This window comes from Actinomadura sp. KC345 (assembly GCF_004348515.1).
Taxonomy (GTDB): domain Bacteria; phylum Actinomycetota; class Actinomycetes; order Streptosporangiales; family Streptosporangiaceae; genus Spirillospora.
Map to the genome: position 1 here is coordinate 1 of NZ_SMKH01000072.1, position 12,220 is coordinate 12,220.

The window sequence follows — 12,220 nt, forward strand, 5'->3', positions numbered from 1 at the left end:
CCCCGGACGCCCCCGACGCCGTCGCCCCGGAGGCGCCCGACGCGCCGGACGCCACGCCCGAACGTCCGCCGCCGTACCAGGGCACCTACGGCGCGCAGCCCGGCCAGGCCCCGCCACCGCCCGCGGCCGGATACGGGCAGGCCGGGCACCCCGTGCCGCCACAGCCCGGCTACGGCCACCCCGGCTACGGCCCTCCCGGCGCCCCGTATCCGGGGCACGGCGGTCCGCAGGACATGCTCGCCGGGCGCGGAGCGCGGCTCGGCGCCGGAATCCTGGACAGCCTCGTGCTCAGCGTCGCGGCCGTGCCCGCGGTCCTGTTCTCCATCCGCTGGGACAAGATGCAGGAGTCCGTCGAGTCCGGTGAGCCGATCACCGACCCGTGGGCGCTCTACGACATCCCGCGGCTGATGGCCGGGTACGCGGTCGTGTTCCTGCTCGGCTTCGCGTACTTCACGATCATGCACGCCAAGTGGGGCCAGACGCTCGGGAAGAAGGTCGTGGGCATCCGGCTGGTCAGCGCCGCCGACCAGTCCGCGGTGAGCTGGGGGCAGGTGCTCGGCAGGCAGGCGTTCGTCTACGCCATCACGGTCTCGACGGCCATGCTCAACTTCCTCGTGCCCGGCGGGGCGGTCCTCGGCATGGTCGGGCTGCTGGACAACGCCTGGATCCTGTGGGACGAGCGGCGCCAGGCGCTCCACGACAAGGTGGCCGGGACGCTGGTCGTGAAGGCGGTGCCGTGGATCCCGGACCCGTACTCCCGCTCCTGAGCGGTGGCGATCTCGGCAACCTTTGATCATCGGGGGGTAAACAATGCGAGGCCCCCGGACGCGACGAGTTTGGACGACGGCGGCGCGGCCACCCTCTCGGGCATGACGCAACCGCCGAACGACCCCGCGTCCGGGGGAGAACCGGAAGGCCGGCCGCACGGAAGGCAGCAGCCCGGACAACCGGGACCGTACGGCGACCGCCCCTACGGCGAGCAGCAGCCGTACGGCCAGCAGCAGCCGTACGGAGGGCAAGACCCCTACGGAGGACAGCAGCAGCCGGGATCCGGGGAGCTGCCGAAGTACCCGGGCCAGTCCGGGTACGGCGGCGAGCCCGGGTACGGCGGGCCGGCGGGGTACGGCGGCGCCATGCACTCCTACGCCGGTCCGTCGCAGCAGCTGGCGAGCCGCTGGGCGCGGCTGGCCGCGGCGATCGTGGACATCATCCTCATCGGCGCCGTCACGACGCTGGTGTCGCTGCCGTTCGTCGACTGGGGCCGCGTGTTCGACCCGGATACGGGCGAAACGATGTACTACACGAGCGACCAGCTTTCGAGCAACGCGATCGGTGTGGTGCTCGGCTTCCTCTACTACTGGCTGATGCACGCCAAGTGGGGGCAGACGCTCGGGAAGAAGCTGCTAAGCATCCGGGTGGTGCGGCAGGACGACGGGCAAGCGATCACCACCGGCCAGGCCGTGGGCCGCTCCGCCTTCTACAGCGTGCTCGGCGGCATCTGCGGCTGCATCGGCTTCATCAACGTCCTGTGGATCCTGTGGGATCCGCGCAAGCAGGCTTTGCACTGCAAGGTGGCCCGGACGGTGGTGGTCAAGGCCGGCCCGGACGTTCCCGACCCGTACGCCTCCCGCTGAGCGGCGGGCCGGGACGAGTTGCCCTGCGCGGTCCCTGCCGGGCAGGCTTGGCCGCGTGGATATGGCCGGAAAACCCCCCAGCCCTCGCCGCCACGGCTCGCGGACCGCGTTCCGTGGCGCCGCGGGACTGGCCGCTCTCGCCGTCGCGGGGTCGCTGACCGCGGCCTGCCAGGTCTCCCCCCTCGGCGGCGACCCGGAACCTTCCGGCCCTGACGGCTCGGCCGCGTCCGGCCCGGCGGGCCCGACCTCCGCGGGCGACAAGTACGTCCCCGGCGACGGCAACGGCGGCTACGACGTCCAGCACTACGGGTTGAAGCTGAACATCAACCCGAACGGCGGCGAGGAGTTGCGCGGCACGGCGACGATCACCGCGACCGCGACCGAGCGGCTGGCCCGCTTCAACCTCGATCTGACCGGCCTCGAGGTGTCGTCGATCAAGGTGAACAACGCCCCGGCGCGCCAGCAGCGCGGCGGCGAGGAGTTGGAGATCACCCCGGCCAAGGCCCTGGCCAAGGGCGCGAAGTTCACCACGGTGATCGAGTACTCGGGGACGCCGGAGCCGGTGTCGGACCCGGTGCTCGGCACGTACGGCTGGATCCGCACCCCCGACGGCGTGTTCGTGGCCTGCCAGCCGAGCGGCGCGCACACCTGGTTCCCGAGCAACGACCACCCGAGCGACAAGGCGACGTTCGACTTCGAGATCACGGTGCCGGCGGGGCTGACGGCGATCGCCAACGGCGAGCCGGAGACGCCGCCCACCGGGTCCGGCGGCGGGGCGCCCAGCCCGCCGGGCTCGCCGCCCAGCGCGGCCCCGAGCGGGCCTCCGAGCGAGCCTCCGAACGGGAGCCCGAGCGGGCCGGGGATCGAACCGATCCGGCACGGCGCCCAGACGACGTCCAAATGGCACGTCAGGCAGCCGATGGCCACGTACCTGGCGACCGTCACCGTCGGCCGGTTCGATGTGCGGACGGGACCCACGCCGGGCGGCATCCAGAACATCACCGCCGTGGACCCGAGCGTCTCCACCACCGACGTGGACGACTTCCACAGCCTGAACGCCGAGGTCACCGACGAGTTCACCAAGCTGTTCGGCCCCTACCCGTTCACCTCCACGGGCGGGCTGGTCGACAACGCGAACGTCGGTTTCGCGCTGGAGACGCAGACCCGGTCGGTGTACGGGTCGTTCGGCGCCCAGCCGGGGATCGTGGCGCACGAGATCGCGCACCAGTGGTTCGGCAACAGCGTCAGCGTCACCGGCTGGAAGGACATCTGGCTGAACGAGGGCTTCGCGACCTACGCCGAGTGGCTGTGGGAGGAGAAGATCGGCGGCCCGAGCGTCAAGGAGCAGTTCGACCAGCGCTACGAGGGCCCGGCCGGGCAGGAGCTGTGGGACAGCCCGCCCGGCGACCCGGGCCGCAAGGAGATGTTCGGCCGCTCGGTCTACGACCGCGGCGGCATGACGCTGGTCGCGCTGCGCGACAGGGTCGGCGAAGACACCTTCTACGAGATCCTCAGGACGTGGGCGAAGGAGAAGAGGCACTCCAACGCGACCACGCCGCAGTTCATCGCGTTGGCGAACAAGGTCTCGGGAAAGAAGCTCGACGACTTCTTCGACGACTGGCTGTACCAGGAGGGCCGTCCCTCGAAATAACCGGCCGAAGTCGCCCGGCCGGAGTAACCCGGCGGTATCCGGCCACAAAATCCGCCTCATGCTCACGGATTCGAGACCAGATCGCGCTTGATCCGGGCCAGGTCACGAGCAAGTCTTGATCGCGGTCGGCGACGGAGCGGCCGTCACCGAGGAGCACGAGGACGAGGCCGATGAGCAGAACCCCCAGAGCCCTCGCCGCCGTGGCGCTGGGCGTCGCCGCGACACTCGCGGTGTCCGCGGCGCCCGCGGGCGCCGCGGCGCGGTTCACGCCCGGGGCGCCGGGCGCGGGCGACCCCTACTTCCCCGACATGGGCAACGGCGGCTACGACGTCGCCCACTACGACATCGGTCTGAAGTACGACCCGGGGACGAAGGGGATCCAGGCCGTCACGAAGATCAAGGCGCGGGCGACGCAGAACCTGTCCCGGTTCAACCTGGACTTTCTCGGCCCGCTCGACATCTCGTCGGTGAAGGTGGACGGGCGCGAGGCGTCCTACAAGCGCACCGGCGCACAGGAGCTGGAGATCACCCCGCCCAGGGGGCTGCGCAAGCACCGGCACTTCACGGTGGCGGTCGCCTACTCGGGCGTCCCGGAGCCCATCAACGACGCGACGCTGGGCACGTCCGGCTGGGTCCCGACGGACGACGGCGCGGTGATGGTCAACCAGCCGTTCGGCGCGGCCACGGTCTTCCCGGTGAACGACCACCCGACCGACAAGGCGACGTACACGTTCACGCTGTCGGCACCGAAGGACCTCACCACGCTGTCCAACGGCGACCTGCGCGGCAGGTGGACCAGGCACGGCTGGACGACGACGCGCTGGGTCATGCGGCATCCGATGGCCAGCGAGCTGTCGATGCTCGCGATCGGCAGGTACGACCTCCTCTCCGGGCGGACGGGCGGCGGCGTGCCGAACCTGACCGCCACCGACCGGGCTCAGGCCGTCAAGCCGGACGACGCGGAGAAGTTCCACCGGCAGACCGCCGAGATCCAGGATTTCCAGGCGTCGATGTACGGCCGCTACCCGTTCACCTCGACGGGCGGGATCGTCGTCAAGGGCGGCTTCGGGTACGCGCTGGAGACCCAGGGCCGCCCGGTGTACGACCTCGGCCGCCGGCCGGGCGCCATCCCGAGCGGCGCGCTGATCGCGCACGAGCTGGGCCACATGTGGTTCGGGGACTCGGTGACGCCGGAGCGGTGGGCCGACATCTGGATGAACGAGGGCTTCGCGACGTACTCCGAGTGGCTGTACGCCGAGGAGTTCGAGGGCACGCCCGTACAGGAGAGCTTCGACGCCGTCTACGCGACCCCGGCGGACGACGGCCTGTGGCAGGGCGTCGTCTCCGATCCGGGACGCGACCACATCTTCGACGGTCTCGTCTACGACCGCGGCGCGATGGCCGTCCACATCCTGCGCAAGGAGATCGGCGAGAAGGCGTTCCACCGGCTCATCAAGGCGTGGCCGGCCGCGTACCGCTACGGCAACGCCTCGACGGAGGACTTCGTCCGCTTCGCCGAGCGCCTCTCCCGCAAGAACCTGGACGCCTGGGCGAAGGCGTGGATCTACAGCGAAGGCAAGCCCGCCCTCTGACGTCGGCTCGCGGCGTGCTGCCCTTATGGGGCGCCTCTTAAGGCGGCACGCCGCGAGTGAACGGGATCAGCTCAGCGTCAGGGTGTAGCCCTTCTCTCTCAGGCGGGCTATGACGTCTTCCGAGTGGGCCGTGCCGCGGGTCTCCAGGTGCATGAGGACCTCGGCCTCTTCCACGTGGAGGCGGGCGGCCACGCGCTCGTGCATCACGTCCAGGACGTTCACGCCCAGCTCGGCGAGTTCGCCCAGGAGTGTGACGAGCGCGCCCGGCCGGTCCTTCAGACGGCACCGGACGACCAGGTAGCGGCCCGCGCCCGCGAGGCCGTGCCGGAGCACCTTCGACAGCAGCAGCGGGTCGATGTTGCCGCCCGACAGCAGCACCACGACGGGCGGCTCGACCGCGTACGCGTGCTCCAGCAGCGCCGCGACCCCGGCCGCGCCGGCGGGCTCGACGACCTGCTTCGCGCGTTCGAGGCACAGCAGGAGCGCCTGGGAGATGGACTCCTCGGTCACGGTGACGACCGCGTCCACCAGTGCGGTGAACATGTCGTAGGTCAGGTCGCCGGGGCGGCCGACCGCGATCCCGTCCGCCATCGTCGGCTCGGCCTCGATCTGCACGGGCTTCCCGGCGGCGAGCGAGGGCGGGAACGCCGCCATGCGCTTGGCCTGCGCGCCGAGCGTCTTGATCTCGCGGCCGCCGGTCTCCTCCGCGACGCCCTTGGCCGCCGCGGCGACCCCGGCCAGCAGGCCGCCGCCGCCGACCGGCGACACGATCGTGCGGACGTCCGGGACCTGCTCCATGACCTCCAGCCCGATCGTGGCCTGGCCGGTGACGACGTCGGGGTGGTCGAACGGATGGATGAACACCGCGCCGGTCTCGTCGGCGTACTCCTGCGCGGCGGTGAGGCAGTCGTCGACGGTCGGCCCCGGGAACACGACCTCGGCGCCGTAGCCGCGCGTCGCGGCGATCTTGGGGAGCGGTGCGCCGACCGGCATGAACACCGTGGCCTTGCATCCGAGGATGGACGCGGCGAGCGCGACGCCCTGGGCGTGGTTGCCCGCGCTGGCCGCGACGACGCCGCCGGCGCGCCGCGCCTCGCTCAGCCCGGCGATCCGCGCGTACGCGCCGCGGATCTTGAACGAGCCGGTGCGCTGCAGGTTCTCGCACTTCAGCAGGACGGGCCCGCCGATCTGCTCCGACAGGACCCGGGAGGGGATCGTCGGGGTGGGGACGACCACTTCGCCGAGCAGTTCGCGGGCGGCGCGGACATCGTCGACGCTGACGGCGGTGCTTCCGCGGTCGCTCATGGCCCACCTCTCGTGGGGGGCGACCCCCCACACCCCCGGTCCCGGTTCGCTTCGCTCATGGTGATCCTCGCATCCGCCGCGCTCAGCCCGCACTCCAATAGCGATCTTGCGCGAAGACCAGCGCGGCGGCGCCGACGAGCCCGGCGGTCTGGCCCAGGGCCGCGGGGACGATCCGGACGCGCCGCGCGAACTCCATCCGGGCGTGCTCGCGGAACGCCTCCTCCAGCGGGTCGAACAGCAACGCCCCCGCCTGGGACACGCCGCCGCCGATCGCCGCGACCTCCAGATCGCACAGGTGCGTCGCGGACGCGATCGCGATGCCGATGGCGCGGCCGGCCCGCCGCATCGCGGAGACCGCGACCGGATGCGCCCGTCGGGCGTCGGCGGCCAGTTCGACGCCGGTGACGTCCGGGGTCCCCTGCCGCCACCCCTGCTCCTGGGCCCAGGCGACCAGCCCGGGGCCGCGCGCGATGGCCTCCAGGCAGCCCCGGCCGCCGCAGCCGCACGCCGGGCCGCCGGGGTCGACGATGACATGCCCGATGTGCCCGGCGTTGCCGGTTCCGCCGTTGATGAGCCGGCCGCCCAGGACGAGCCCGCCGCCGACGCCGGTGGACACCACCATGCCGAGGACGTTGTCGCGGCCGCGTCCCGCACCGCGCCAGTGCTCGCCGACCGCGACGCAGATCGCGTCGTTGTGGATGCGGACCGGAAGCCCCGGGTAGCGGTCGCGGAGCCTGGCCCGCAGCGGGAAACCGTGCCGCCACGCGGGGATGTTGAGCGGGGACACCTCGGCGGCGGGCCAGGTCATCGGCCCTCCGCAGCCGGCGCCGACGCCCGCGAGCGGCGGGTCGCCCGCGTCCGCGACGAGCTTCGCCAGCAGGGACTCCAGCGTCCGCCACAGGCCCTCGGCGTCCAGCCCGGGGCCGCTCGGGGTGGCGACGCGGTCGTAGGCGGCGACGCGCCCGCCGGGTTCGACGATCGCCGCGGCCAGCTTCGTCCCGCCGATGTCGATCGCCAACACGGGCGCCAACACGGGCGCCGGCACGGGCGCCGCGTCCGCCCCGCTCACCCGGCCCGGCCGAAGGCGAGGATGGACGCGGTGAAGCCGTGCACGTGGTTGCGTCCGGCGACCGGGCCGATCTCGCCCGCGCCGAAGAAGCCGCCCACCCCTGCGGGGCCGAACGCGCGGTCGAGGATGCGGGCGTCGTGGTCGGAGTCGGGGAACATCGCCTGGCCGCGCCCGTTGCAGGAGAACAGCAGCGCGCCCTCGACCGGAGCCATGTCGAACCGGTCGAGCAGGGCGGCGAGGTCCTCGTCCGCGGCGCCCGCGTCGCGGACCTGGAAGCGGACGGTGCGTCCCACGTCCACCACGTCGCCGATCGCGATGGCGCCGCTGTCGGTGTCGGCGCCCACCACCCCGCGGACCAGGAAGTCGCCGTGCTCGTGCTCGTCGGCGTACTCGTCCATGGCGACGCCGATCAGCAGCCCGCTCCCGGCGAGCTCCTGCTCCTCCTCCGGCAGCCCGAGGACGATCTGCTCCAGCTTCTCCAGCGCGGGGACGCCCGCCAGCTCGTACAGGACGTTCTCCTCCGCCCTGGTCACCACCATGTCGGGTCCGATCGGCCGGGCGCCCTGGCTGACCACGGTCGCGGCGGCGACGGACCCGCCGATGACGACGCCGACCGCGCCGTCCCGGTAGACCTCCCCGCCGACGAACAGCCGCGCGTCGCCGCGCTCCCGGCCCTCGGCGAGCCCGCCGACGAGGGGCAGGCCGGGCAGCGCGTCGTCGGAGCGCTCGACGAACGCGTCCACCGGGAAGCTGTAGGGGTCGGTCAGAAGCACGCCGACCACGTCGTCCACCTGGCCTTCGGGCATGCCGACGACCACCATGCGCTCGTCCGCCTTCAGCGTCTCCAGCCGGAACGGGTCGAGCCGCGCGCCGGGCAGCACCGCCGCCCACGCGCTGACCGCGCCCGCCTCCTCCACGCCGCGGCCCGCGCCGATCACCCCGGACGCGCTGCAGCCCAGCAGGATCGCGGGTCCCGCCGCACGGGCCGCGGCCACCGCCGCCTCCTCGAACGCCTCCGGATCTTCCCCCGTCATGAAGACGCAGACCAGGTCGGGCGCCGCGCTGAGCGGCGCGAGAGCCTGCTCGACCGCCGACGCGGCCGCCTTGCCCAGGTCGGGTCCGAGGGCCAGGCCATCACCGAATCGCGCCATCGGCACCGCCTCCCTCACTCCGTTTCGACGGCTGCTCCACACAGCACGGCTGCTTCACACAGCACAGTCTCCCCCGCCACGCGGCCTCCACCCAAACATCACCCGATCCGCACAACCCCGGACAGGCCCGGGCGAACGCTCCGGTGGTCGAATCCTCCGGCGGGGTGCGATTCCGCGTACCGGCGACGTAATGTCGATCGCGTGCGTTCTTCCACACCGCGTGAATCCCCACCCAGCGAGACCACACTGGGCGAGCTGCGCACCAGCGGCCACGTCCAGCGGTCGGTGAAGGCCGAGATCCGCCACAACCTGCTCGTCCGGCTGCGATCCGGGGAGCCCCGCTTTCCCGGGATCCTCGGGTTCGACGACACCGTGCTGCCGCATCTCGAACGGGCCCTGCTCGCCGGGCACGACCTGGTGCTGCTGGGCGAGCGCGGGCAGGGCAAGACACGGCTGATCCGCACCCTGGCCGGGCTGCTGGACGCGTGGACCCCGGTCGTGGCCGGCTGCGAGATCAACGACCACCCGTACGAGCCGGTGTGCGTGCGCTGCCGGCGGCTGGCCGCCGAGAAGGGCGACGACCTGCCGGTCGAGTGGCGGCACCGCGACGACCGGTACGGGGAGAAGCTCGCCACGCCCGACACCAGCGTCGGCGACCTCATCGGCGACGTCGACCCGATCAAGGTGGCGGAGGGCCGGACGCTCGGCGACCCGGAGACCGTCCACTTCGGGCTCGTCCCCCGCACCAACCGCGGCATCTTCTCCATCAACGAGCTGCCCGACCTGGCCGAGCGGATCCAGGTGGCGCTGCTGAACGTCCTGGAGGAGCGCGACGTGCAGGTCCGCGGCTACGCGCTGCGGCTGCCGCTGGACGTGCTGCTCATCGCGTCCGCCAACCCCGAGGACTACACCAACCGCGGCCGCATCATCACCCCGCTGAAGGACCGCTTCGGCGCCGAGATCCGCACTCACTACCCCCTCGAACTGGACGCCGAGCTGGCGCTGATCCGCCAGGAGTCCGACTTCGCCGACCTGGCGGGGCTGCCCGCCGAGGTGCCCGGCCACCTGATCGAGATCATCGGCCGGTTCACCCGGCTCGTCCGCGAGTCGGCGGCGGTGGACGCCCGGTCCGGCGTGTCGGCGCGGTTCGCGCTCGCGGGCGCCGAGACCGTCGCGGCGGGCGCGGTGCGGCGCGCCGCGCTGACCGGCGAGGAGCACGCGGTCGCGCGGGTCTGCGACCTGCCCGCGGTCGTCCCGTCGCTGATGGGGAAGGTGGAGTTCGAGGTCAGCGAGGAGGGCCGCGAGCAGGAGGTGCTGGAGCACCTGCTGCGCCGGGCCGTCGCCGAGACCTACCGGCGGACGCTGGGCGCCGCCGACCTGAACGGGCTGCTGGACAAGTTCGACTCCGGCGAGAGCGTCGAGTCGGGCGAGCTGGTGGCGGCGACGGAGCTGCTGCGCCGCATCGGCCACGTCCCCGGCCTCGCCAAGATCGTGGAACGGCTCGGCATGAGCGGGGAGTCCCCCGGGCAGGCCGCGGCCGCGCTGGAATTCGCCCTGGAGGGGCTGTTCCTCACCCGCCGGCTGTCCAAGGACGTCACGGAGGGACGCTCCGACGGGACGGCCACCTACCGGACCTGACGCCCGGGACCTGAATTCTCCACGCGCGCAAGGAGATTCGATGAGCCGATACCGCTACGGGGCCTACGCGGACGGGCCCGACCCGCTCGCCCCGCCCTACGACGTCCGCGCCGCCCTGGACGCGATGGGCGACTCGGTGCTGGACGGCACCCGCCCCGACGACGCCCTGCGCGACCTGCTGCGCCGCGGCCTGCCGGGCGCGGAGGGAAGGCGCGGACTCGACGACATGCTCCGCCAGGTGCGCGAGCGCCGCCGCGCCCTGCGCGACCGGGGCCGGCTGGACGGGACGCTGGAGCAGGCCCGCGCGCTGCTGGACACCGCGATCGGGCAGGAGCGGGCCGAGCTGTTCCCCGACCCCGGCGACGAGGCGCGGCTGCGGGAGGCGGAGCTGGACACGCTGCCGTCCGACACGTCCCAGGCGATCCGGCGGCTGTCGGACTACCAGTGGCGCTCCGACGCCGCCCGGGAGACGTTCGAGCGGCTGAAGGACCTGCTGCGGCGCGAAGTGCTCGACGCGCAGTTCCAGGGCATGAAGCAGGCCCTGGAGAGCCAGGACCCGGCCGCCATGGAGCGGGTCAAGGACATGATGGGCGCGCTCAACGCGATGCTGGAGCGCGACGCGCGCGGCGAGCACACCCAGGAGGACTTCGACCGCTTCATGGACGAGTACGGGGACATGTTCCCCGACGATCCGCAGAACCTGGAAGAGCTGGTCGACTCCCTCGCCCGCCGCGCCGCCGCGATGGACCGGCTGCTCGCCTCGCTCAGCCCCGAGCAGCGCGCGGAGCTGGCCGGGCTGATGGAGCAGGCCATGCAGGACGCGGGCCTGGCCATGGAGATGACCCGGCTCGGCGACGCGCTGCGGGCGCGCCGTCCCGACCTCGGCTGGGGCCAGTCCGAGCAGATGACCGGCGAGGACCCGCTCGGCATGGGCGACGCCACGACGGCGCTGGCGGAGCTGGCCGACCTGAGCGAGCTGGAGGCCGCGCTCGGCCAGGAGTACCCGGGCGCGCGGCTCGACGACATCGACGAGGAGGCCGTCCGGCGGGCGCTCGGCCGGCAGGCCGTCGACGACCTGGGCGCGCTGCGCCGCATCGAGGCGGAGCTGGAGCGGCAGGGCTACCTGCGGCGCAACCGCGGCAGGCTGGAGCTGACCCCGAAGGCCGTGCGGCGGCTCGGCGAGACCGCGCTGCGCCGCGTGTTCTCGCAGCTCACGTCGGGGCGGCAGGGCGACCACGACCAGCGGGACGCGGGCCAGGCGGGCGAGCTGACCGGGGCGAGCCGGGAGTGGCGGTTCGGCGACGAGCAGCCCCTCGACGTGGTCCGGACGGTGAGCAACGCCATCCGCCGCAGCGCCATGGACGCCGACACCGGTCTCGTCGTCGACGCGTCCGGGACCGGCCCCGCGGTGTCCACCGCGAAGGTCGTGGAGCCGAGCACCGCCGACGTCGTGGAGATCAACGGCAACGGGCCGCGGCGTCCCGGTGGTGTGCGGCCCGGTGGTGTGAAGCCCGGTGGTGTGAAGCCCGGTGGTGTGAAACTCGGCGTGGACGACTTCGAGGTGCACGAGACCGAGCGGCGCACCGGCGCGGCCGTATGCCTGCTCGTCGACCTGTCGTACTCGATGGTCCTGCGCGGGACGTGGGCGGTCGCCAAGCAGACGACCCTCGCTTTGCACACGCTCGTCACCAGCAAGTTCCCGCAGGACGCGATCCAGATCATCGGGTTCTCCAACTACGCGCGGGTCCTGCACCCCACGGAGATGGCGGGCCTGGACTGGGACATGGTGCAGGGGACCAACCTGCACCACGCCCTGATGATCGCGGGACGGCACCTGGACCGGCATCCCGACTTCGAGCCGATCGTCCTCGTGGTCACCGACGGCGAGCCGACCGCGCACCTGCGCCCGGACGGCCGCTCGCTGTTCGACTACCCGCCGTCGACCGACACGCTCGTCCTCACGCTCGCCGAGGTCGACAAGATGACCCGGCGGGGCGCCTGCATGAACTTCTTCATGCTCGCCGAGGACCGGCGGCTCGTCTCGTTCGTCGAGGAGGTCGCGCGGCGCAACGGCGGCCGGGTCTTCGCGCCCGACGCCGAACGCCTCGGCGAATATGTCGTGAGCGACTACCTCAGAGTGCGCCGCGCCCGCCGTTGAGACCCCGTGCGGGCTAGGGTCG

General features: G+C 72.7%; 9 protein-coding genes. 6 read left to right on the plus strand and 3 right to left on the minus strand.

All coding sequences use genetic code 11. The annotated features are described in order from the left end of the window. From E1281_RS14655 to E1281_RS14670, 4 genes are all read left to right on the plus strand, one after another. A partial coding sequence (locus E1281_RS14655) for an RDD family protein (RefSeq protein ID WP_131878377.1) occupies nt 1-767 on the plus strand: 767 nt, incomplete at its 5' end. 102 nt (nt 768-869) lie between these two features. Then, a complete protein-coding gene (locus E1281_RS14660; protein ID WP_131878379.1) occupies nt 870-1,634 on the plus strand; it encodes an RDD family protein in 765 nt (254 codons plus the stop codon). A gap of 61 nt (nt 1,635-1,695) precedes the next feature. Beyond that, nucleotides 1,696-3,285, plus strand: coding sequence for a M1 family metallopeptidase (locus E1281_RS14665; RefSeq protein WP_131878418.1), 1,590 nt, complete (start codon nt 1,696-1,698; stop codon nt 3,283-3,285). Between the two features lie 170 nt (nt 3,286-3,455). Then, the gene (locus E1281_RS14670) at nt 3,456-4,877 is read left to right on the plus strand and encodes a M1 family metallopeptidase (RefSeq protein ID WP_131878381.1); all 1,422 of its coding nucleotides are present in this window, start codon (nt 3,456-3,458) and stop codon (nt 4,875-4,877) included. A gap of 66 nt (nt 4,878-4,943) precedes the next feature. On the opposite strand, the gene ilvA is transcribed toward E1281_RS14670, so the two are convergent. From ilvA to E1281_RS14685, 3 genes are all read right to left on the minus strand, one after another. Beyond that, nucleotides 4,944-6,182: a threonine ammonia-lyase gene (ilvA, locus tag E1281_RS14675; RefSeq protein ID WP_131878383.1), complete on the minus strand. Its 1,239-nt coding sequence runs from the start codon at nt 6,180-6,182 to the stop codon at nt 4,944-4,946. A gap of 82 nt (nt 6,183-6,264) precedes the next feature. Then, nucleotides 6,265-7,203 carry an ROK family protein gene (locus E1281_RS14680; RefSeq protein WP_243716960.1) on the minus strand — a complete coding sequence of 313 codons (939 nt, stop codon included), beginning with the start codon at nt 7,201-7,203 and terminating at the stop codon, nt 6,265-6,267. Nucleotides 7,204-7,247: 44 nt separating this feature from the next. Beyond that, nucleotides 7,248-8,402 carry an FIST N-terminal domain-containing protein gene (locus tag E1281_RS14685; protein WP_131878385.1) on the minus strand — a complete coding sequence of 385 codons (1,155 nt, stop codon included), beginning with the start codon at nt 8,400-8,402 and terminating at the stop codon, nt 7,248-7,250. Between the two features lie 201 nt (nt 8,403-8,603). Here E1281_RS14685 and E1281_RS14690 point away from each other — a divergent pair, with 201 nt between their 5' ends. Both E1281_RS14690 and E1281_RS14695 read left to right on the plus strand, forming a co-directional pair. Next, complete coding sequence (locus E1281_RS14690) at nt 8,604-10,040, plus strand: sigma 54-interacting transcriptional regulator (RefSeq protein ID WP_131878387.1); 1,437 nt, start codon at nt 8,604-8,606, stop codon at nt 10,038-10,040. A gap of 40 nt (nt 10,041-10,080) precedes the next feature. Next, on the plus strand, nt 10,081-12,198 hold the full coding sequence (locus E1281_RS14695; RefSeq protein WP_131878389.1) for a hypothetical protein: 2,118 nt from the start codon (nt 10,081-10,083) through the stop codon (nt 12,196-12,198). The last annotated feature ends 22 nt before the right edge of the window (nt 12,199-12,220 follow it).